Raw genomic sequence first — 22,049 nt, 5'->3', positions numbered from 1 at the left:
CCCGAGCAGTGCCCGGGCGGTGCGACGACAGGGCTCAGCGGCTGGTCAGAGCGCGCTGCGACGGCGACGCGTGAACGACACGGCGAGCGCGCCGATCAGCAGCATCCCGGCACCCAGCCACAGGGTGTCGACGGGAGCCTGTCCACCGGTCGCGGCGAGGGTCGCGTCGGTCGATGCGTCGCACGGCACCTCGGCGCCGAGCGGGAACGTGATGCTCACGGGATCGAGGGCCTCACCGGCCGAGTAGAAGCCGGCGAAGGCCTCGGCGCCCGCGGCCGTCAGCGTGGCCGATGCACCCGTCCAGCTGATCCGATTCGCCGTCGTCGTGGCGGCGGGCAGCGAGAGCGTCGCGAAGACGACGCCGTTCGCGTTCACGTCGGGCGAGCCGTTGTACCCCTTGGACTGCACGTTCACGATCAGCGAGGCGGTGTTCGCGCCGGTGATCTGCACGCGCGGGTTCGACAGGGTCATGTCGAGCAGACCGCTGTGGCCCGTGTAGTGCACCGATCCGCCGAAGCTGACGCGGCCGCGGTCGTTCTCGGGGCTGTACGCACCCGAGCCGGTGCCCCAGCCGCCGGAGATCTCGCCCTTGGCGATCGGGCCGGTGATGTACGAGCGGTACGACTCCTTCACACCCCACTCGATCGTCGCTCCCGAGACCGACCGGGCGACGCATGACGGTGCGGCCGGCGACTCGACGGCCGCGGCGACAGCGGCAGGCGTGACCCGGAAGAACGCGGATGCCGCGACGGTGCCGCCGACGCTCAGCTCGAGCGTGTGGTCGCCCGCCGCGAATCCGACGGGAACCGTCCACGAGAACGACACGCGTCCACCGGCATCCGCCGTCGCCGTACCGATCGTGACCGGCTCGGAGTGCGCCACGGCCGTGACGACGTCGCCGGGCGTGAAGCCGCCTCCCGTGAACGCGAGCACTCCGCCCTGGGCGACGGTCGCCGAGCCCGCGAACGCGACGAACGGAGCCGTCGGCTTCGCGACGGTGACGTCGGCGAAGGTGTCGAGTGTGCGATCGGTGATCGACAGCGCGTGGGCAGCGGATGTGGCGACGTGGTAGCTCTTCGTCGGGTCGAGCGAGCCCGCGGGAATCGTCAGCTCGACGGTGAAGGCGCCGCCCACGATCGAGCCCGGGCGCACCCAGGCCAGCTGCACCCACCCCTCGGCGGGCAACGGGCCGGCGCCTGCCCAGAGCGACTTCTCACCGAACACCACGTACGCGCCGTTGGCGGCGCTGTCGCCGACGAAACCGCTGCCCGAGACCGTGAGCGTGTTGGCCACGGCCGGGTCGAGGTCGGCATTCGGGGTGACCGTGATTCTCGGGCTCTTCGTCGGCTCGGGCTGCGGCGCGACCTCGGCCCACGTCACCGGGACGAAGAGCTCGTTGTCGGGCTGCAGACCCTGCGACTTCTCGTTGCCGAAGGTGAAGACGCCGAGGCGGTAGTCGTCGCCGGGGCGCTTCTCGTTCGCGGACTTCTCATCGACCCGGACGGTCCACGTGAAGTCGACCGTGCCGTCGGCGTTCTCGGTCCACGGGAGGTTGGTGCCGCCGGTCGCCGCGTCGGAGACACGGACGTACGAGACCGACGGGCGCGCGGCATCCGCGGCACCGTCGGTCGGCTTCCAGGTCTCGGCGACCCAGCCGAAGCGCAGCGCGAATCCGGCTCCCACCTCGCTCTGGCGGTAGTTGCGTCCCTCGACGGTCAGCGTGGCACCGCTCGGGTCGACATCCGTGTTCGGCGTGACCGTGAGGGTGGGGGCGGGGAGCGGCTCGGCCGGCGTCGTCGCGAACGACACGACCGCCTTCGCGTCCTGGGTGCGGTTGGTCATGCCGCTGTGATTGGCGATCGTGTAGACCGCCGTCGTCTCGCCCTTCGGCGCGACCGTCAGCGTGGTCTCGAACGAACCGTCCTCGGTGAAGCTCACCATCGTCGGGGTGAGGGGAGTCGACGTGACGACCTTCGCGCCGTTCGTGCATCCCGCTGCGATGAAGGCGAAGTCGACCTCTGCGAGCGGGCGGTCGGTGCAGGTCGTGAGGTAGATCGGCTGGGCGGGGTCGTAGCCCGTGCCCCTGACGGTGATCTCCTCGCCCGCGGGGTCGAGCCCTGTCGACTTCGACAGCGTGAGGGTGGGCACCCGCACCGGGGTCTCGGGCTCGGTCGCCTTCGCGGTGACCGCGTAGCTCAGCGCCGGCGCGGTCGAGGCGGAGTAGGCCGTGGCGTCGGCCGGGGTGAACGCGGCCGCAATGCTGTGCGTGCCGACGGCGAGCGACGAGGTGACGATGCTCGCGACGCCCCCGTCGACCGGAGCCGAGCCGAGCGATGCGTCACCGGCCGTGAACGAGACGGAGCCGGATGCCGCGGGCGAGACCGTCGCCGTCAGGGTGACGTCGGCGCCCTCGACGGCCGTTCCGTCGGGCGAGACCGACAGGGTCGTCGTGGTCGACTCGGCGACGGGCGGGAAGAGCGCGTCCCAGTCGATCGAGACGTCGGCGCGGGCGAGGAGATTCGCCCCGGTGGGGAACGAACGAGACGGCCACGAGATGACCTCGTAGGCCTTCGTGCGATCGAGCTCGCTCGCGATCTGCTCGAGGCTTCCGGTGATCTCGCCCGCAGCGGAGACGTCCAACGAGGTGTTGGGCGTGGTCGCCTGGTCGACCGTCAGGTCGCCCTTCTCGACGAGGGCGACGTAGGCGTGCCGGCTCGGCTGGCCCGGGTACTGGGGGGCGACCTCGAAGCCCGTGCCGGAGACGGCCACGGTGATCTTCTCGTTCGCGACGACGGTGGTCGACGTCGTCAGAACGGGGCCGGCGGCCGACGCCGGTGCGGCGACGCCGACGACGGCGGCCATGGCTATGAGCGCGCCGGTCAGCACGCTCGCGAGCGGACGCTGCAGCGCCGCCCTCCTGGTTCTCAGCATGGGAACCCTCCGAATCTCGATGCAGGTGAAGCTCGCGCGTCGGGCACGCGACGTCAGTTAGCTTAGCCTTACCTAATCCAATTTTGTGAAGAGGCTGATAGTCAGCGCTCGGCGTGACGGCGAGGGAGGATGACCGGGCGGCCGGTATCCGGATCGTCGAGCACGCGCACCTCGGTGCCGTAGACGGCCGTGACCCGCTCCGCCGTGAGCACCTCTCGCGCGCTGCCCCGGGCGACGAGCCGGCCGCCGTCGATCATCGCGACCTCGTCGGCGTACGCCGCAGCGAGCGACAGGTCGTGCAGCACGACGACCACCGCGCACCCGTCACGGGCGAGGTCGCGTGCGACGCCGAGGACGGCCTCCTGGTGCCGGAGGTCGAGCGCCGCCGTCGGCTCGTCGAGCAGCACGACGGGGGTGTCCTGCGCGAGCACGCGGGCGAGCGAGACGCGTGCCTTCTCGCCGCCCGAGAGTGACGGGTAGGCGCGATGGAGCAAGTGCGCGACATCCGCCCGTTCGACCGCTTCGGCGATACGCGCATCGTCGAGGGCCGCCTGCTCGGTCCCGATCCAAGGCGTCCGCCCCATCGCGACGACCTGCCCCGCCGTGAACGAGAACGCCACCTGGTTCGACTGCAGCAGCACGGACCGCCGCCGCGACAGGTTGCGGGCCGACCACTCGCTCACCCGGCGTCCGTCGAGACGGACATCCCCCGAGGTGGGTGCACGGTCGCCCGTCAGCAGCGACAGCAGGCTCGACTTGCCGGCGCCGTTGGGCCCGACGAGGGCGAGCAGCCGACCATAGCCGACATCCATCGTCACGTCGTCGAGGATCGTCGCATCACCCAGCCGCAGGCTGGCGTGCTGCACCTCGACGGCGGCCCCGGTCACGTCCAGCCCCCGGCGGTGCGGCGCGTGCGGCGGATGAGCCAGAAGAAGAACGGACCGCCGACGAGCGACGTCAGGATGCCGATCGGGAGGTCCGCCGACACGACGAGGGTCCGGGCCAGGAGGTCGGCGTAGACGAGCACGACGCCGCCGGCGAGCGCTGACAGCGAGATGAGCCCGCGGTGCGCCGGCCCGACCAGCATGCGGATGATGTGGGGCACGACGAGGCCGACGAACGCGATGATGCCGACGAACGCGACGGCGACGCCGGTCAGCAGGGCGACGAGGACGATCGACCCGACCCGCAGCGCCTCGACGCGCACACCGAGGTGGGCGGCGGTGCGATCGCCGAGCGCCAGAAGGTCGTAGCGGCGCGCGAGAGCGAGGGATGCCGCGGTGCCGAGCGCTCCGACGAGGGCGACGACCGCGACCTCCGTCCAGCGCGAGCCGTTCATCGAGCCCAGCTGCCAGAACACGATCTGCTCGCGCGACGCCGTGTCTCCCGCGAACATCAGGAGCGCCAGCGCGGCCCCCGCGAACGCATTGACGGCGATGCCCGTCAGGATGAGCGTGATCGACTCGGTCCGGCCCTGCGCGCGGGCAGCGGCATACACGACCAAGGTCGCGACGAGACCGCCCGCGAAGGCGCAGACCGCGATCGACCACGGACCGAGGAACGAGAAGCCGAGCGTGATCGCTGCGGCAGCGCCGACGGCCGCGCCCGACGAGACGCCGACGACGCCCGGCTCGGCGAGCGGGTTCGCGAAGATCGCCTGCATGACGGCACCGGCGACCGCGAGCAGCGCACCGACCAGAAGCGACATCGCGACGCGCGGGAAACGGATCTGCCACAGCGTCTGCTCGATGAGCGGCTCGGTCGGCGCCCACGAGCCGGGCATGCCGAGGGCGCGAAGGACGGAGCCCACGACCTCGGCGGGACCGACCGGCAGCTGACCGAGCCCGGCCGAGAGCACGACGCCCACCACGAGCAGCACCGCGCTCACGATCGCGACGAGAACTCCGCGGCGCCCAGCGGCACGCCCGCTCACGGGGCGGGATCGGGCGCGTAGACAGCGCGTGCCAGCGCGTCGAGCACCCCCGCGCTGCGCGGCCCGAACGACAGGATCTGTCCGTCCGCCATGTCGACGAAGCGGCGATGCTGGCCGGCTGCGGTCAGCGCGATCGCGGGCTTGTCGGAGAGCAGACCGTCGACGCCGCCGACCGATTCGAGCCCGGCGGTCATCACGAGGATGAGGTCGGGGTCGGCGGCGACCATGGCTTCATCGGTGAGCGGCTGCATGCCGTTCCAGCCGAGCTCGCCGGCGACGTCGACGCCGCCGAGCGCGGCGATGAGCTGGTCGGCGCCCGATTCGGAGCCGAAGAGGTAGTACACCCCCGCCGTGCCGCGCAGGTAGAGGAAGACCATGCGCAGCCGGTCCGCCGCGGCCGCCGGCGCAAGCGCGGCGATCTGGGCACGCGTCTGGTCGACCTCGCTCGCGATGCGCTGGGCGAGCTGCTCGCCCGCCTCGGGCACGCCGAGCACGTCGCCGACCGACCGCGCGAGATCGGCGGCGCCCGCGAACGAGGCGGAGCGCTCGACGAAGACCACCGTGATGCCGACATCCCGCAGTTGCTGCACGACGTCGACCGGCCCGATGCTGCCGTCCGTGATGACGAGGTTCGGAGCGAGGCCGATGATCGACTCGGCGTTGACGGTGTGGCCGCTGCCCGTGACGACCGGCAGGTCCGCCGCACCGGGGAACGTCGTCGAGACGTCGCGGCCGACGAGCTCGCCGCCGAGGCCCAGGCCCCAGACGGTCGCGGCCAGCGAACCGGAGAGGTCCATCGCGATGATGCGCGAGGTGTCCGTCACCGTCACCTCGACGTCGCCCGTGAGGTCGTGGGAGGTCACGGTCACCGGCAGGCGCTGGGTGGGATCCGTCAGGACCGGCTCGACCGCGGCATCAGCGAGCACCGCGGTCGACGGGCCCTCGAGGGAGCGCGGATCGGCCACGGGCGCGAGTTCGCTCAATGGAGGCCGGTCGATCGCGACCTGCGCCGCGGCCTCGCCGTGAGACGTCGCCGCAGGAGCGCACGCACTGAGCGACAGGGCCGCGGCGGCGAGCGCAGCGACGACGAGCCGCCGCATCCTCACGCCGACGACCCCTCGGCGGACGCCTCGCGGCGCTTGCGGCGCGAGGCCACGATCGCGGCGGTGGTTCCGCCGACCGTCGCGACGAGCGCACCGCCGATAGCGGCGAAGAGCGCGACCGGGAGCGCGCCGCTCGATCCGCTCTCGTCATCGCCCGCCTCCGCGGCATCCGCGGCGGGTGACGCATCGACGACGGGTGATGGCTCTGCCGTCGGGGTGGCAGCCGCGCAGACACCGCTCGCGCTGAACGACAGGGGGTCGAAGGCGGTGCCGGTCTCGTAGTTGCCGAAGGCGGCGAACCCCTCCTCGGTGATCGCGGTGGCGGCATCCGCGGCGGCGAGAGTGAGGGCTCCTCCCGAGACCGTGTTCTCCAGACCCGCCAGGTCGACGGTCACGAACGGCACCTGGGGTGTCGTGACGACGGTGTCGTCGCCGGCGAGCGCGCTCTCCATCGAGACTCCGGCGAGGTCGACGAGAACACGCCCCGCCGCCGGCGCGATCTCGAGCGTGACGTTCTGCGCCGTCGAGTCGAGCAGGCCGCCGTGCCCGGTGAACCGGATGCCGCCGGGGAAGGCGATCGAGCCGGTACCGGTCGCCGGGTCGTAGCTGCCCGTGCCACCGGTCCAGGTGAACGCGGGCGTCTCGTAACCCACGCCGCCGAACGGCTCCCACGCACCCTTTGCGATGGAGCCGGAGATGTACGAGCGGAACGACTCCTTGAAGCCCCACGTGATGGTCGCGTCGGTGATGTCGCAGGCGGCCGGCGAGCTCACGGTGGCGAGATCCGGACCGCTGACAGCAGAGGCGGGGGCGGCGATGCCGAGGAGGATCGACGCGGCGGCGAGCGCCCCGAGAGACGCTCGAGGCAGAAGGGAAGAGCGCACAGCAGACTCCAGAGGTAAGGTCAGGCTTGCCTAACCTTACCGGAGTCGGCGTCAGGGCCGCAGCGGCAGCAGCGCTCCGAGGTCGGCGCGGGTGCCCGACGCTCTGAGCCGGCCCGCGGTGGCGGCATCCGCCCAGGCCAGCTCGCCGAGGGCGAGGGCGATCCAGGTCGCGGCATCCGTCTCGACGACGTTGGGGGGAGTGCCGCGCGTGTGTCGCGGACCCTCGACGACCTGCACGGCGCCGAAGGGCGGCACGCGCATCTCGACCGAGTTGCCGGGCGCCTTCTCGACGAGCAGCTGCAACAGGTAGCGCACGGCCGTCGCCAGGTCGGTGCGCGCAGGTTTCTCGCCGGAGGCGTCGGCGGCGGCGACCGCGGCGAGCGCGGCGCGGCCATCGGCGGTGAGGATGCTGCGGGCCATGGGTTCCACGCTAGCCCGGTCGGTAGGCTGGCCGGGTGAAGATCCTGGTCCTCGGCTCGGGCGCGCGCGAGCACGCCATCATCCTCGCTCTCGCCGCGGAAGGCGCAGGTCACGACCTGCTCGCGGCCCCCGGCAACGCCGGCATCGCGCGCGATGCCGAGATCGTCCCGGGCCTCGACCAGAATGACCCGGTCGCGGTGACCGAGTTCGCCGGCAGCGCCAACGTCGACCTCGTCATCGTCGGCCCGGAGGCCCCGCTCATCGCCGGTGTCGCCGATGCACTGCGGGAACGCGGCATCCCCGTCTTCGGGCCCGGAAAGGTCGCCGCGCAGCTCGAAGGGTCGAAGGCCTTCGCGAAGCGCGTGATGGACGAGGCCGGTGTGCCCACCGGTCGGGCGGTGCGCGCGCGGAGCCGCGCCGAGGTCGAGGCCGCGCTCGACGAGCTCGGCGCCCCCCACGTGGTCAAGGCCGACGGTCTCGCGGCCGGCAAGGGCGTCATCGTCACCGATGACCGTGACGCGGCGCTCGCCCACGCCGACACCTACCTCGCGAGCGGCCCGGTGCTGATCGAGGAGTTCCTCGCCGGCCCCGAGGTGTCGCTCTTCTTCGTCTCGGACGGCGACACCGTCCGAGCCCTCAGCCCCGCGCAGGACTACAAGCGCGCCTACGACGGCGACGCCGGCCCGAACACCGGGGGCATGGGCGCCTACTCGCCGCTCCCCTGGCTCGCCGACCGGTTCGGCAGCGAGGCCGAGTTCGTCGCCGAGGTCACGCGCGACGTGGCCGAGCCCGTCATCCGCCACCTCGACGCCGAGGGCACGCCGTTCATCGGCCTCCTCTACGCGGGCCTCATCCTCACCGAGTCGGGCATCAAGGTGATCGAGTTCAACGCGCGGTTCGGCGACCCCGAGACGCAGGTCGTGCTCGCGCGGCTGACCTCGCCGCTCTCCGAGCTGCTGATGGCCGCGGCGAGCGGGCGCCTCGAGTCCGAGCCCGAGCCGACGTTCTCGGGCGACGCCGCCGTCACGGTCGTGCTCGCGAGCGAGGGCTACCCCGAGAACCCGGTGACCGGCCGGGCGCTCACGGGGCTCGACGCCGCGGCATCCGTCGAGGGCGTGCACCTCGCGCATGCCGCGACCGCCGAGACGGTCGACGGGCTCGTCGCCACCGGCGGGCGCGTGCTGAACGTCGTCGCGCGCGGCACCGACTTCGCCGAGGCCCGTGACCGCGCCTATCGCGCGCTGTCCGAGATCAGCCTCGACGGCTCGCACCACCGCACCGACATCGCCGCCCGCGTCGCGGACTGAATCCACAACGCGGGCGGTCCCGTTCGGTCGCGGCCGGGGTCAGCGCCGGACGAGGTGGGCGGGGCGCTTGAGGAAGATCACGACGATCACGGCGACCCCGATGACGATCGCCGGCAGGATCATGGCCTGCGCCATCGCGGCGGAGAAGCCCTCGGCGATCGCGGGAGGCATCGCGCCGCCGCCGCCGAAGTCGCCGCCCGCGGCATCCCCGGCACCCGGCAGGTTCGCCGTCAGCCGCGACTGCATGTAGGCCGCGATCGCCGCCGAGCCGATCACCGAGCCGACCGTGCGGGTCGTGTTGTAGATGCCCGAGCCGGCCCCTGCCTGTCGCGGCGGCAGGTTGCGGGTCGCCGTCGTGGCGAGCGGACCCCACATGCCGGCGTTGGCGACGCCGATGATCGCGGCGGGGATGAGCAGCAGCAGGACGGGCGCCTCGGTGTTCATGAGCAGCGCGTAGCCGACGAGGCCCAGGACCATCAGCGTCAGGCCGGGGACGAGCAGCAGGCGCGGGTCGACGCGGTCGAGGATGCGGCCGGCCAGCGGTGCGAGCGCGCCCGAGAGAACCGCCATCGGCACGAGCAGCAGCGCCGACTGCGTCGGGGTGAGCCCGCGCGCGAGCTGCGTGAAGAACGCCATCGGCAGCGCCATGCTCGTCACGGTGAAGCCCACCGCGGCGATCGCGAGGTTCGAGATCGCGAAGTTGCGGTCGCGGAAGAGCTCGAGCGGCACGAGGGGCTCGCTCTTCGTCCGTCCCTGCGTCCAGACGAACACCGCCATGACGACGACACCGGCCCCGATCATCGCCCAGATGCCGGCGGCCCACTCGTAGTGCTCGCCCTCCTGCAGGCCGAACACGATGAGGAAGAGCCCGATCGCGCTCAGCACGACGCCCACGACGTCGAAGCGGTGGGGGTGGGTCTCGAGCTGCGGCACCAGGCGCCACGCCAGCACGAACGCCACGACGCCGACGGGGATGTTGACGAAGAAGATCCACTCCCACCCGAAGCCGTCGACGAGAAGGCCGCCCGCGAGCGGTCCGACGAGGGTCGCGACACCGGCGGTCGCACCCCACAGGCCCATGGCCGCGCCCCGGCGCTCGGCGGGGAAGGTGCGGGTGATGACGGCCATCGTCTGCGGGGTCAAGAGGGCGGCGCCGAGACCCTGCACGGCGCGCGCGATCACGAGCACGGCGAGCGAGCCCGAGAGCCCGCAGGCGAGCGAGGCGATCGTGAAGATCGCGAGCCCGATCAGGTAGATGTTCTTCGGCCCGAACCGGTCGCCGAGGCGGCCCGTGACCAGCAGGGGCACTGCGTAGGCGAGCAGGTACGACGAGGTGACCCACACCACGTTGTCGAGGTTGCCGGTCGACGGGTCGAGCGCGGCCTTGATCGCCGGGTTCGCGACCGAGACGATCGTGGTGTCGACGAGGATCATGAAGAACCCGATGACCATCGCCCACAGGGCGGGCCACGGGTTGACGGCGGGGGCGGCGCCTTCGGGGGCGCGGACGGTGCTGGTTCTCTCGCTCATGCGCGGGCGGCTTCTCTCTGTGCCAGGTAGCGGTCGGTCGCGGCGAGGTCGGTGACCCCCCACACGGTGTCGGGACGACGGATGTACTCGACCGCTTCGTCGAGCCAGGCGACATCCGCCGACAGCAGAGCCGTCTCGCGGTGCACCTCGATCCAGAACTGGGGATACGAGCCGCGCTCGATCGCATGGTCGCGCGCCTGGCGGTGCGCCTCGAGGGATGCCGCCAAGGCGTCCCTCCGCTCGCTGAGGAGCGCCACCACTTCGGCGCGCTCGAGGTTGTGCGATTCGGCCAGCGCGACGCGGAAACGCTCGGGGCGGTCGACGGCGGGGAGCTCGCGCCGCACCCACGCGGTCATCATGTCGGCGCCGGCGTCCGTGAGCGTGTACGTCGTCCGCTCCGGACGGTTGCCGTCGCGATCGGTGCCGACGTCATCGATGAGGCCCTGCCGCTCGAGACGCGCGACGGTGTGGTAGATCGTCCCGTGCGTCAGGGCGACGAGGCGGTCGGCCTTCCGTTCGCGCAGCAGACGGACCATCTCATACGCGTGCATGTCGTCCTCGTGCAGCAGCGCGAGCAGCATCAACCCCAGCGGGGTGAGGCGATCGACGGCATCCGGCATGGCACACCCCCCTCTCGATTAGTCCATGTGGACTATACGCCCTTTCTCACGGGTCGGCGCGGCGTTCCCCGCTCCGGGATAATGGCCGGGTGAGCGCCCTCGATCTGCCCGGCTGGAAGCACGTCTACTCCGGCAAGGTCCGCGACCTGTACCGTCCGGCGGACGGCCCGGCCGACCGGATGCTCGTCGTCGCGAGCGACCGCGTCAGCGCTTTCGACCACGTGCTCGAGCCCGGCATCCCCGGCAAGGGCGAGCTGCTGACGCGCCTGAGCCTGTGGTGGTTCGCCCAGCTCGCCGGTCGCGACGGCGGCCACCCGATCCCGAACCATCTGCTGGGGCTCCAGCCGCCGGCAGCGGTCGCCGCGCGGGCGATGATCGTGCGCGAGCTCGACATGCAGCCGATCGAGTGCGTCGTCCGCGGCTACCTGACCGGCACCGGCTGGGCCGAGTACTCCGAGAGCGGCACGGTGTGCGGCATCCCCCTCCCGACCGGCCTGCAGAACGGCGACCGCCTGCCCGAGCCGATCTACACCCCCGCGTACAAGGCTCCCCTCGGCGAGCACGACGAGAACATCTCGTTCGAGCGTTCCGTCGAGCTCGTCGGCGCCGAGACCGCCGCCGCGCTGCGCGACGCGTCGCTCGAGATCTACCGACGAGCCGCCGCCCTCGCCGAGAGCAAGGGGCTCATCCTCGCCGACACGAAGTTCGAGTTCGGCCTCGATGCCGATGGCGTGCTGACCCTCGCCGACGAGGTGCTCACGAGCGACTCGTCGCGCTACTGGGATGCCGAGGCCTGGCGCACCGGCACGACGCCCGCCGAGCGCATGGCCAGCTACGACAAGCAGATCGTGCGCGACTGGCTCGCGGCGGCCTGGGACAAGACCGGCACTCCCCCGGCTCTCCCCGACGACATCGTCGAGCGCACCGCCGCGAAGTATCGCGAGCTGCTCGAGACGCTCGCGGGCTGAGGGCGGGCCGTACGCGCGCTCCGCGGAGCGCCGACGCGGCATGCAGGGATCTCACAGGTAGGGTAGGGCCGCTCTCGCGCTCCATCCCGAATCGTTCATCCTTTCCGAGGAGTCCCATGCCCATCTGGTCCCTCCACGGCGACGGTCGCACCGTCGCGCGCGGCGCCGTCGTCAAGCCCGGCGAGCGCCTGAACTGGCCCGGCACCATCGCGATCGGCGCGCAGCACGTCGTCGCCATGTTCGGTGCGACGTTCCTCGTGCCGATCATCACCGGCTTCCCGGTCTCGACGACCCTGCTCTTCTCGGGTCTCGGCACCCTCGTCTTCCTGCTGATCACGCGCAACAAGCTGCCGAGCTACCTGGGCTCGTCGTTCGCTTTCATCGCCCCCATCACGGCGCTCAACGGCGGCAACCGCCTCGAGACCGCCGAGCAGATCACTCAGGCGCTCCTCGGCGTCGTCGTCGCGGGCCTCCTGCTCGCGGCGGTCGGCTTCATCGTGCAGGCCTTCGGCACGGGCTGGATCGAGAAGCTCATGCCGCCCGTGGTCGCCGGTGCGATCGTCGCGCTCATCGGGTTCAACCTCGCACCCGCCGCCTGGAACAACTTCCAGCTGCAGCCCGAGATCGCCACGGTGACCCTGTGCGCCGTCATCCTGTTCAGCGTGCTGTTCCGCGGGTTCCTCGGCCGCATCTCGATCTTCCTCGGCGTGATCGTCGGCTACGTCGTGGCCGCCGTCACCGGACAGGTCGAGTTCGAGGCCGTCGGGGCCGCCGCCTGGTTCGGTCTGCCCGACTTCCACCTCGTGGCGATCGGGGATGCCGCGGCCTGGTCCATCGTGCCGATGTTCCTCCCCGTCGTGCTCGTGCTGATCGCCGAGAACGTCGGCCACGTGCGCGGCGTCGCGACCATGACCGACGACCCCTCGATCAACAAGCACACCGGCCGCGCGCTCATCGCCGACGGTGTCGCGACCACCCTCGCGGGCGGCTTCGGCGGCTCGGGCACCACGACCTACGGCGAGAACATCGGCGTCATGGCCGCGACCCGCGTCTACTCGACCGCCGCGTACTGGGTGGCCGGCATCGTGGCGATCCTGCTCGCCTTCTCGCCCAAGGTCGGGGCCGTGTTCAACACGATCCCCGCGGGCGTGCTCGGCGGCGTCACGACGGCCCTCTACGGCCTGATCGGCGTCATCGGCATCAAGATCTGGGTCGACAACCGCGTGGACTTCTCGCGTCCCGTGAACCAGTACACCGTCGCGGTGTCGTTCGTCATCGCGATCGCCGGGTTCGCGATGAACTTCGGTTCGCTGCAGTTCGGCGCGATCGTCCTCGGCACCATCGCCGCCCTCGTGATCTACCACGCCGGCAACGCGATCGCCCGCTGGCGCAAGACCGGCGCCGACGACGGCGGCCCCATCCCCGCGGTGGGCCCCCTGGGAGGAGACCCGCAGTAAGCGCAGCGCGCCGAGTGCACGGCATCCCGTCGACTGAACGACTTTCAGACCCGAGGATGCCGTGCACTCGGCGCTTCGCCGTGCACTCGACGCCGCTCCCGGCCCTGCAGGTGCTCGCCGCAGGCGGCGACACCGTCACCCTCGGGCGCGCCGGCCGGCCGGTCGTGATCCTGCGCCACGAGCCCGCGCTCCGCCATGCGGCCGCCGGGTCGGCTGGCTTGTTCCACACGGCCATCCTGTTCGAGACGCAGGCAGCTCTGGCGGCCGCGCTCTACAGCGTCGCCCGCCCCGCGCCCTCGACCTTCACCGGCAGCGCCGACCACCTCGTCAGCCAGGCGTTCTACTTCACCGACCCCGAGGGCAACGGCATCGAGCTCTACTGGGACCGCGATCGCAGCACCTGGTCGTGGACGCGCGGACAGGTCGAGATGGACACGCTCTTCCTCGACCCCAACGCCTTCTTACGCGAGCACCTCGATGCCGCGATGCTCGACAGCGCGGGCAGCGCCGGCTCCACGCCATCCGATCCCGCCCGCGTCGGCCACGTGCACCTCTCGGTCGGCGACGTGGTGACGGCACGGGCGTTCTACGTCGACGCCCTGGGGTTCGACACGACCGCGGCGCTCGGCGATCAGGCCCTCTTCGTCAGCGCGGGCGGCTACCACCACCACATGGCGATGAACGTGTGGAACTCCCGAGGGGCGGGGCCGCGCATGCCGGCGCTCGGGCTCGGCCGCGTCGACCTCGCGCTGCCGACGGCCGACGATCTGGGGGCTCTCACCGAACGTCTGCGCCATCATGGCATCGCGGTGCGCGACGACGGGCGCACGGTCGCGTTCGACGACCCCTGGAAGAACACGCTCCACGCCGCCCTGGCCTGAGCACGACGCGCCCTGACCCGAGCGTCAGGCCCGCGTCAGGCCGAGCCGCGGACGATGAGCTCGGTGTCGAGGATCGTCACCTCGGGGGGCGACATCCCCGCGAGCCGCGCGAGCAGGACATCGGCCATGCACTCGCCCTGCGCGAACGACGGCTGCCGCATGGTCGTCAGCTGCGGCTCGGTCGTCAGCGCGACGGGCGAATCATCGAAGCCCATGACCGCGACCTCGTCAGGGACCCTGATCCCCTCGGACGCGAGCACCTGCATGGCGCCGCGCGCCATGAGATCGCTCGCCACGAAGAGGCCGTCGAGCGGCTCGCCCGCCGCGAGGATGGCACGCATCGCCACAGCTCCGGACTCGGTCGTGAAGTCGCCCTGCACGACGGGGGCCGGCGTGAGTCCCGACTCCGCGAGCGCCACGCGGTAGCCCTCGGCGCGGTCGACACCGGCGGGCATGGACGGCGGGCCCGTGATCGCGCCGATGTGGCGGCATCCGCGGCCGATGAGGTAGGCCGTGGCATCCCGCGCACCGGCGACGTTATCGACGTCGATGTAGTAGTCGCCCATCCGCGAACGCACCGGTCGACCGCCGTAGACGACGGGAATCGCGGCCGCGATGCGCTCGATGAAGGTGTCGCTCGTGTGGTGCGACACGATGATCGCGCCGTCGACGGCCCCACTGCGCACGTACTGGGCCGTCTTGTCGCCGGGGTCGGCGCTGGCCATGATCAGGTTCAGCACATAGTCGCTGCGGCTGATGCGCGAGTTGATGCCCGACACGACCGCCGCGAAGAACGGATCGCCGAACACCCGGCTGGTGTCTTCGGGCACGACGAGCGCGATCGCCATCGTCGACCGGCTGGCGAGCGAACGCGCCGCGCGGTTGGGAACGTAGTTGAGCTCGGCGATCGCGCGGCGCACCGACTCGAGGGCGGCGGGGCTGACGGCGGTCGAGCCGTTGACGACGCGCGACACCGTCGAGCGCGATACACCGGCGACGGCCGCGACCTCTTCGATGGTCGCGGCCGTCCGGTTCTGGTCGGAGATCACAGTGGGCTACCTCGGGACGGCGGTCCGGGCGGCGTCCGCCGGAGCGGGAACGTCGATCGCACGATCTGCGATGACCCGACGATACTCCTTCGCGCTGTCCTTCAACGTCCGCTCCTGCGTGTGGTAATCCACGTGCACGATGCCGAAGCGCTTCTCGTAGCCCCAGGCCCATTCGAAGTTGTCGAGCAGCGACCAGTAGAAGTAGCCGCGGACGTCGGCACCGGCCTCCTGGGCGTCGAGGATGGCGCCCAGGTGCACCCGCAGGAACTCGGTGCGCTCGGCGTCCGGCACCGACTTCTCGCCGTCGACCTCGACGAGCTCGTCGTCGTAGGCGGCGCCGTTCTCGGTGACGTAGAGGATCGTGCCGACGGGCTGGGCGTACTCGGTCCACACGCGCTCGAGCAGCTGGGTCAGCCCCGCGGGCTGCACCTCCCAGTGCATCGACGTGCGGGGCAGACCCCGCTCGTGCCAGTAGATGTCGTGACCGGCGGGCCACGGCGAGCCGGTCTTGCGATCGGTGGGCGCGTCTCCCGGGGTCGGCGGGTTGGGGTCGGGACGACCGCCCACGAACTCGCCGTGGTAGTAGTTCACCCCGAGGGCGTCGAGCGGCTGCGCGATGATCGTCTCGTCGCCCGGGCGCACGGCATCGCGCCAGCGCTCGACCGCCGCGGCATCCACCTTCTCGATGTCGGCGACGATGTCGCCGGGGTAGGCGGCCCGGAAGATCGGGTCGAGGAACCAGCGGTTGAACTGGCCGTCGATGCGCCGCGCCGCGTCGACGTCGGCGGCATCGGCCGGATCGGCCGGTTCGGCCACCGTCAGGTTCAGCGTGATGCCCAGCGACAGCGACGAGTCGCGCTCGCGCAGGGCGGCGACGGTCTGCCCGTGACCGAGCAGCAGGTGGTGCGCCGCGAGCATGCCGTCGCCGATGTCGAACCGTCCGGGAGCGTGGATGCCCGCGGTGTAGCTGAGGAACGACGAGCACCACGGCTCGTTGAGCGTCGTCCAGTGGTGCACGCGGTCGCCGAGGGCGTCGTGCATGTCGAGGGCGTACTCGGTGAAACGATCGGCGGTCTCGCGAAGGGTCCACCCGCCCCGGTCCTCGATGGCCTGCGGCAGATCCCAGTGGTAGAGGGTCAGCCACGGGATGATCCCGGCACCGAGGAGCTCGTCGACGAGCCGCTCGTAGAAGTCGACGCCCTTCGGGTTGAGCGCGCCGCCGTCGGGACGCACGCGCGACCACGAGGTGGAGAACCGGTACGTGTCGAGACCGAGCTCCTTCATGAGCGCGACGTCGTCGCGGTAGCGGTGGTAGTGATCGCACGCGACGTCGCCGTTGTCGGCGTTGATCACGGCACCGGGAACACGGGCGAACGCATCCCAGATCGACGCGGTACGACCGTCTTCGAAGGCCGCGCCCTCGATCTGGTACGCCGCGGTGGCTGCTCCGAAGAGGAAGCCGGTGGGGAAGCTGCGCGAAGCGTTCATGTTCTCCTGCTGAGTGCGGTCGAGGTTCAGGGTCATCCCTTCACCGCCCCGGCCATGATGCCACTGACGAGCTGCTTGCCCGCGAAGATGAACAGCAGCAGCAGCGGGATGGTGGCGAGGATGACGCCCGCGAGCACGACCGAGTAGTCGACGAAGTAGTTCGACTGCAGCAGCGACAGCGCCACGGGAAGCGTCGGGTTTTGCCGGTCGAGCACGATGAACGGCCAGAAGAAGTTGTTCCAGGCTCCGACGAAGGTGAAGAGGAACAGCATCGCCGCGGCCGGACGCGCCGCGGTCATGCCGACGGTCCAGAACGTGCGGATCATCGAGGCTCCGTCGACGCGCGCCGCCTCGATCAGCTCGTCGGGCACCGCCTGACGCAAGTACTGCGTCATCCAGAACACGCCGAAGGCGCTGGTGAGCGCCGGGATGATGATGGCGCCGATCTGCCCCGTCCAGCCGAGCTCGGAGAACAGGATGTAGAGCGGCACGACGCCGAGCTGCTGCGGCACGGCCATCGTCGCCACGACGAAGACCAGCAGCCCGGGTCCGCCGTGGAAGCGCAGCTTCGCGAAGGCCCAGCCGGCGAGCGTCGAGGTGATCACGACGGCGGCGGCGATGAGGAACGAGCTGTAGATGGAGTTCCACAGCGCCGGCCAGAAGTTGACGGCCGGGTTGGAGATGACCGACAGGGCGTTCTCGATGAAGTTGCCGCCGGGGATCCACGGGAAGGGCTTGCGGAGCGTGGACGAGTCGCCCGAGCCGATCACGAACGACCAGTAGAGGGGGAACACGGCCGAGAGGAACACGGCGCCGAGGATGGCGTAGGTCCAGAACCCGGGACGGCTGCCGCGGATGCGCCGGGCGCGGCCACCCCGGCGCTGCTTGCGCGCGTTCGGGATGCCCTCTTCCACCGTGGCGAGGGGGACGGGAGTGCCGATGGTGCTCATGCCTGGTTCTCCTTCAGCGCGCGCTGCGCCTGCTTGGACTGCTTCTTCTGCTCCCGTTTGCTGAGCTCACGGCGAAGTCCTTCGTCGCGGACGAGGGTGCGCGTCACCACGAGGTTCACGAGTCCGATCAGCACGATGATGATGAACAGGATCCACGCCATCGCCGCGGCCCGGCCGAAGTTCCACTGTCCCCAGCCGACGTCGTAGAGGTAGAGGGTGATGGTCAGCCACTGCTGGGCGGATCCACCACGGCCGAACTGGTCGAACACGCGCGGCTCGTCGAAGATCTGCAGGCCGCCGATCGTGGCCGTGATGATGACGAAGATGAGCGTCGGCTTGAGCGAGGGCAGCGTGATCGAGAAGAACTGGCGCACGGGGCCGGCGCCGTCGACGGTGGCCGCCTCGTAGAAGTCGCGGTTCACGGCCTGCATGGCCGCGAGCAGGATGAGGGTGTTGTAGCCCATCCAGCGGTAGTTCACCATCGTGGCGATCGCGACATGGCTCCAGAACGGCTCGACGTGCCAGGGGATGGCGCCGATCCCGATCGCTTGGAGGATGCCGTTGATGAAGCCCGACTGGTCGGCGAACATCGCGTTGAAGATGAGGCCGACGGCGATGGGGGCGACGACGTAGGGGACGAGCACCGCCATGCGCCAGAAGGTCTTGGCGCGGATGTTCCGGTCGAGCACGGCCGCGATGAAGATCGCCAGCACGAGCTGCGGGACGCTCGAGAGCAGGAAGATGCTGAACGTGTTGCGCAGCGCGGTCCAGAAGTGGGGCTGCGACAGGATCCAGATGTACTGGTCGAATCCGATGAACTCACCCTCGCCGCGGATGAGGTCCCAGTCCATGAACGAGATCACCGCGGTGTACGCGATGGGGAAGAGCCCCACGATCGCGAACATGATGAAGAACGGCGAGATGTAGAGGTACGGCGAGAAGCGGATGTCCCACTTGCTGAGCTTCTGCGAGAAAGAGATGACTCGCGGAGGACGACCGCCGTCGTCGTTTCGGGGGGCGCGCGTCACTGGGCGCTGCTGAGTCGTGGTCACGATCGTCCTTCGGGTCCGAGAGGGGGACGCCGGGGCGCACCGATGATCCGATGCGCCCCGACAGGGTGGGTCAGAAGGCTCCGACCTCGGTCACCCAGGTCTTCCAGGAGGTCTCCTTGTCCTCGATGCCGTCGAAGACGCGCGTGATGGCGTTTCCGAGGGCGTCGTGGAACTGGAAGTACTTCGGGCCCTTGAAGGTCGTGACGGTGATCGCGTTGGCGCGGTCGATGCCGATCTGACCCGAAGGAGCGTCGTTGAAGTACTCGTTGACGAACCCGGTCAGGTCGGGGCTCGACTGCGCCTCGGGCTGGCTCGGGAACGTACCGGCGTTGTTGAAGGCCTTGATCTGCGTCTCGGGAGACGTCAGCCAGTCGGCGAGCTTCTGCGCGTTGGTCACGTTCTTGCCGTTGGCGGGGACGACGAGGTACGAACCGCCCCAGTTGCCGCCGCCCTCGGGGAAGGCGTTGGCGATGTCCCATCCGGCGATGTCGGGGGCTTCGCCCTCGATGATGCCGTGCATCCACGGCGGGCACAGCATCGCGGCGAACTTGCCACTCGCCATGGCCGCGTACCAGTCGTCGGACCACTGTCCCGGGTAGGCGGCGATCGGGATCGCCTTGTCGACGACGGTGTCGTAGGCCGCGCGGATGTCGGGGTTCTCGGTCGCGATGACCGTGCCGTCCGGCTCCTCGTAGGCGACGTCGAGCTGGTTCACGACGCCCTGCAAAACGGAGTTCGCCGAGTCGATGAAGGGCTCACCCGTCTTGGCGACGTAGTCACTGCCGACCTGGAAGAACGCGTCCCATGTCGGGAAGAGCTTGGCGACCTCTTCGCGGTCGGTGGGCAGGCCGGCTGCCTCGAACAGGTCGGCGCGGTAGCAGATCGCCTGCGGTCCGACGTCGGTGCCGTACGCGACGAGGTTGCCCGCGGCGTCGGTCGCCGCCTTCTCCTTCCAGTCGAGCCAACGGCCGGCGAGCTCGTCCGGCACCGGGGCGACGAGGTCGGAGTACTGCATCATCTCGGGGAACCAGTCGACCTCGACGCCTTCGACGTCGGCGAGGCCGGTCTTGCCAAGCTTCTGGAAGAAGTTGGTGCGGGCGTCGTTCGAGGTCGCCGCCTTGGTGTGTACGACCTTGATGCCGGTCTCCTCGGTGAACTCGGCGAGCAGTTCGTCGGTGTAACCGAAGTCGTTGAACGTCGCGAGCGTGACGGTGTCGGAGTCGCCCCCGGATGCGGCCTGGTCACCTCCGCCCGAGCATCCGGCGAGGACGATGGCCGAGGTGGTTGCGACGCCGGCCACGAGGCCGATCCGCCGCAGTGCGCGTGAATTCACGTGTCACTCCTTCGTGATTGCGGTATCTGGTGCGCGGCGGTTCGCACCCGATTATGGGAGCGCTCTCACCGATTGCCCATGACCATACGGGAGCGCTCCCAGGAACTCAAGAGAGCGCTCCCGAAGTGGATGGTCACGATCGGGTCACGACACCGGCCGGATGCGGCGGACGAGCGGCGCCTTCCCACCCGTAGACTGGTCGCGCACCCATCCCGCGACCTCCGGAGCGAGCAATGCCCACCATCGTCGTCGACGTCATGCCCAAGGCCGAGCTCCTGGATCCGCAGGGCAAGGCGGTGTCGGGAGCTCTCACTCGTCTCGGCGTGGCCGGCTTCTCCGACGTCCGCATCGGCAAGCGCTTCGAGCTCACCGTCGACCGCGCCGACGACGCGACCCTCGAGACCGCTCGCCGCATCGCCGACGAGATCCTCTCGAACTCGGTCATCGAGGACGTCGTGAACATCGAGGTCGTGGAGTGACCGCGCGCATCGGTGTCATCACCTTCCCGGGCTCGCTCGACGACCGCGATGCGCAGCGCGCCGTCCGTCTCGCGGGCGCCGAGCCCGTCGCGCTGTGGCACGGCTCGCACGACCTCGACGGTGTCGACGCGCTCGTGCTGCCCGGCGGCTTCAGTTACGGCGACTACCTCCGCGCCGGCGCGATCGCGGCGCTCGCGCCGATCATGGCCGAGGTGAAGGATGCCGCAGACAAGGGCATGCCGATCCTCGGCATCTGCAACGGCTTCCAGATGCTCGTCGAGGCGCATCTGCTGCCCGGCGGCCTGATCCGCAACGCCCACCAGCAGTTCATCCGCCGCGACCAGCGCCTCGTCGTCGAGAACGCCGACACCGCCTGGACGAGCGGCTTCGAGAACGGCCAGGAGATCGTCATCCCGCTGAAGAACGCCGACGGTGGCTTCACGTGCTCGGCCGAGACGCTGAAGCGGATCGAGGGCGAGGGTCTCGTGGCGTTCCGCTACCGCGGAGTGAACCCCAACGGCTCGCTCGACGACATCGCCGGTCTCACGAATGAGCGCGGCAACGTAGTCGGGCTCATGCCCCACCCCGAGCACGCCGTCGAGCCCGGATTCGGCCCGAACACCAGCGACGCGATGCGCTCGGGCACCGACGGGCTCACGTTCTTCACGTCGGCCGTCGCGGCGGTGCTCGCCCGCGTCTGAGCACCGGGTCGGTAGCGTGGGGGCATGATCGAATCCCCCCGCCCCATCGTCGTCAGCGTGCCCACCGACGAGCTGGCAGCCGACATCGGCGCCGTGCCCGAGGGGGTCGACCTCGTGGTGTGGGACCTGCGGTCCCCCGCGCCCCGAGACGCGTTCGACATGGTCGTTCCGCCGTACATGTCGGGCAAGCGACTCCTCTCGGCTCTCGAGAACATCAGCGTCGGGATGCTGCAGAGCCAGTCGATCGGCTATGAGGGCATGGGGCGTTACCTTCCCGAGGGCACGAAGCTGGCGAATGCGTCGAGCGTCCACGAGACGGCGACCGCCGAGATCGCGGTGGGCCTCGCGATCGCGGCGCAGCGCGACCTCGCCGACTACGTGCGCAACCAGGAGTCCGCGCGCTGGGCACCGCAGTTCAGCCGCAGCGTCGCTGATCGCACGGTGCTCGTCCTCGGCTACGGCGGGGTGGGCAAGGCCGTGGCATCCCGGTTGCTGCCGTTCGAGACGACGATCGTCCCGGTCGCGTCCCGAGCCCGGGACGAGGACGGCGTCCACGTGCACGGCATCGACGAGCTCGACGAGCTGCTGCCGCGCACCGACATCCTCATGATCACGCTGCCCGGTGGCGAGACGACGAAGGGCCTCATCGGCGCCCGTGAGCTCGCGCTGCTGCCCGACGGCGCGCTCGTCGTCAACGTCGGACGCGGCACGGTGCTCGACACCGACGCCCTCGTGTCCGAGCTGCAGTCCGAGCGCCTGCGCGCCGCCCTCGACGTCGTCGATCCCGAGCCGCTGCCCGAGGACCACCCGCTCTGGGGTGCTCCGGGCGCGCTCGTCGTGCCGCACGTGGGCGGCGCGGCCGACGCCATGCGTCCGCGGATCGCGAAGCTCGTCCGCACGCAGATCGAGCGCCTCGCCGCCGGCGAGGAGCCGCTCAACATCGTCGAGCCCTGAGCCGCCGGG

Annotated in this window: 20 protein-coding genes; 7 read left to right on the top strand and 13 right to left on the bottom strand. The window is 70.6% G+C overall.

Annotated elements, in window-relative coordinates; all coding sequences use genetic code 11:
* Positions 1-45: 45 nt before the first annotated feature.
* The 6 genes from VC184_RS00930 to VC184_RS00905 all read right to left on the bottom strand — a co-directional run bounded on the left by VC184_RS00930 (position 46) and on the right by VC184_RS00905 (position 7,271).
* A complete protein-coding gene (locus VC184_RS00930) occupies positions 46-2,931 on the bottom strand; it encodes an HtaA domain-containing protein (protein WP_323987009.1) in 2,886 nt (961 codons plus the stop codon).
* A gap of 101 nt (positions 2,932-3,032) precedes the next feature.
* Positions 3,033-3,818, bottom strand: coding sequence for a heme ABC transporter ATP-binding protein (locus tag VC184_RS00925; protein ID WP_323987008.1), 786 nt, complete (start codon positions 3,816-3,818; stop codon positions 3,033-3,035).
* A complete protein-coding gene (locus VC184_RS00920; RefSeq protein WP_323987007.1) occupies positions 3,815-4,819 on the bottom strand; it encodes a FecCD family ABC transporter permease in 1,005 nt (334 codons plus the stop codon). Before VC184_RS00920 ends, VC184_RS00925 begins: the two co-directional genes overlap by 4 nt.
* A gap of 41 nt (positions 4,820-4,860) precedes the next feature.
* Positions 4,861-5,964, bottom strand: a complete 1,104-nt coding sequence (locus tag VC184_RS00915; protein ID WP_323987795.1) for a heme/hemin ABC transporter substrate-binding protein — start codon at positions 5,962-5,964, stop codon at positions 4,861-4,863.
* Between the two features lie 2 nt (positions 5,965-5,966).
* Entirely contained in the window at positions 5,967-6,851 is an 885-nt protein-coding gene (locus tag VC184_RS00910; protein ID WP_323987006.1) for an HtaA domain-containing protein, read from the bottom strand.
* Between the two features lie 51 nt (positions 6,852-6,902).
* A complete protein-coding gene (locus tag VC184_RS00905; RefSeq protein ID WP_274178110.1) occupies positions 6,903-7,271 on the bottom strand; it encodes a sterol carrier family protein in 369 nt (122 codons plus the stop codon).
* Positions 7,272-7,306: 35 nt separating this feature from the next.
* On the opposite strand from VC184_RS00905, the gene purD reads away from it, so the two are divergent.
* On the top strand, positions 7,307-8,578 hold the full coding sequence (gene purD, locus VC184_RS00900) for a phosphoribosylamine--glycine ligase (RefSeq protein ID WP_323987005.1): 1,272 nt from the start codon (positions 7,307-7,309) through the stop codon (positions 8,576-8,578).
* 39 nt (positions 8,579-8,617) lie between these two features.
* On the opposite strand, the gene VC184_RS00895 is transcribed toward purD, so the two are convergent.
* Positions 8,618-10,108 carry a DHA2 family efflux MFS transporter permease subunit gene (locus VC184_RS00895; protein WP_323987004.1) on the bottom strand — a complete coding sequence of 497 codons (1,491 nt, stop codon included), beginning with the start codon at positions 10,106-10,108 and terminating at the stop codon, positions 8,618-8,620.
* Positions 10,105-10,728 (bottom strand): PadR family transcriptional regulator, encoded by a 624-nt coding sequence (locus tag VC184_RS00890; RefSeq protein ID WP_282501834.1) that lies wholly within the window; start codon positions 10,726-10,728, stop codon positions 10,105-10,107. Before VC184_RS00890 ends, VC184_RS00895 begins: the two co-directional genes overlap by 4 nt.
* An 89-nt stretch (positions 10,729-10,817) precedes the next feature.
* On the opposite strand from VC184_RS00890, the gene VC184_RS00885 reads away from it, so the two are divergent.
* The 3 genes from VC184_RS00885 to VC184_RS00875 all read left to right on the top strand — a co-directional run bounded on the left by VC184_RS00885 (position 10,818) and on the right by VC184_RS00875 (position 14,034).
* Complete coding sequence (locus VC184_RS00885) at positions 10,818-11,696, top strand: phosphoribosylaminoimidazolesuccinocarboxamide synthase (protein WP_282501832.1); 879 nt, start codon at positions 10,818-10,820, stop codon at positions 11,694-11,696.
* Between the two features lie 116 nt (positions 11,697-11,812).
* The gene (locus tag VC184_RS00880) at positions 11,813-13,153 is read left to right on the top strand and encodes a uracil-xanthine permease family protein (RefSeq protein ID WP_274178106.1); all 1,341 of its coding nucleotides are present in this window, start codon (positions 11,813-11,815) and stop codon (positions 13,151-13,153) included.
* 56 nt (positions 13,154-13,209) lie between these two features.
* Positions 13,210-14,034: a VOC family protein gene (locus VC184_RS00875; RefSeq protein ID WP_323987003.1), complete on the top strand. Its 825-nt coding sequence runs from the start codon at positions 13,210-13,212 to the stop codon at positions 14,032-14,034.
* Positions 14,035-14,069: 35 nt separating this feature from the next.
* Here the strand turns inward: VC184_RS00875 and VC184_RS00870 are convergent, their stop codons facing one another.
* From VC184_RS00870 to VC184_RS00850, 5 genes are all read right to left on the bottom strand, one after another.
* Positions 14,070-15,083 (bottom strand): LacI family DNA-binding transcriptional regulator, encoded by a 1,014-nt coding sequence (locus VC184_RS00870; RefSeq protein ID WP_274178105.1) that lies wholly within the window; start codon positions 15,081-15,083, stop codon positions 14,070-14,072.
* A 6-nt stretch (positions 15,084-15,089) separates the two neighbouring features.
* On the bottom strand, positions 15,090-16,607 hold the full coding sequence (locus tag VC184_RS00865) for a GH1 family beta-glucosidase (protein WP_274178104.1): 1,518 nt from the start codon (positions 16,605-16,607) through the stop codon (positions 15,090-15,092).
* A complete protein-coding gene (locus tag VC184_RS00860; RefSeq protein WP_112615779.1) occupies positions 16,604-17,521 on the bottom strand; it encodes a carbohydrate ABC transporter permease in 918 nt (305 codons plus the stop codon). The genes VC184_RS00865 and VC184_RS00860 overlap by 4 nt, the downstream gene beginning before the upstream one ends.
* On the bottom strand, positions 17,518-18,573 hold the full coding sequence (locus tag VC184_RS00855; protein WP_282501831.1) for a carbohydrate ABC transporter permease: 1,056 nt from the start codon (positions 18,571-18,573) through the stop codon (positions 17,518-17,520). Before VC184_RS00855 ends, VC184_RS00860 begins: the two co-directional genes overlap by 4 nt.
* A gap of 70 nt (positions 18,574-18,643) precedes the next feature.
* The gene (locus tag VC184_RS00850) at positions 18,644-19,906 is read right to left on the bottom strand and encodes an ABC transporter substrate-binding protein (RefSeq protein WP_282501830.1); all 1,263 of its coding nucleotides are present in this window, start codon (positions 19,904-19,906) and stop codon (positions 18,644-18,646) included.
* A gap of 233 nt (positions 19,907-20,139) precedes the next feature.
* Between VC184_RS00850 and purS the strand changes: the two genes are divergently transcribed.
* From purS to VC184_RS00835, 3 genes are read left to right on the top strand one after another with little or no spacing between them, the layout of a single operon-like run.
* Positions 20,140-20,385, top strand: coding sequence for a phosphoribosylformylglycinamidine synthase subunit PurS (gene purS, locus VC184_RS00845; protein ID WP_023953132.1), 246 nt, complete (start codon positions 20,140-20,142; stop codon positions 20,383-20,385).
* Positions 20,382-21,086, top strand: coding sequence for a phosphoribosylformylglycinamidine synthase subunit PurQ (purQ, locus tag VC184_RS00840; RefSeq protein WP_274178101.1), 705 nt, complete (start codon positions 20,382-20,384; stop codon positions 21,084-21,086). The genes purS and purQ overlap by 4 nt, the downstream gene beginning before the upstream one ends.
* 24 nt (positions 21,087-21,110) lie before the next feature.
* Positions 21,111-22,040 (top strand): 2-hydroxyacid dehydrogenase, encoded by a 930-nt coding sequence (locus VC184_RS00835; protein ID WP_274178100.1) that lies wholly within the window; start codon positions 21,111-21,113, stop codon positions 22,038-22,040.
* Positions 22,041-22,049: the final 9 nt, after the last annotated feature.

This window comes from Microbacterium plantarum (assembly GCF_035231185.1).
Taxonomy (GTDB): domain Bacteria; phylum Actinomycetota; class Actinomycetes; order Actinomycetales; family Microbacteriaceae; genus Microbacterium; species Microbacterium plantarum.
The sequence above is the reverse complement of the archived record's forward strand: the minus strand, read 5'-3'. Positions and strand labels throughout refer to the sequence as shown.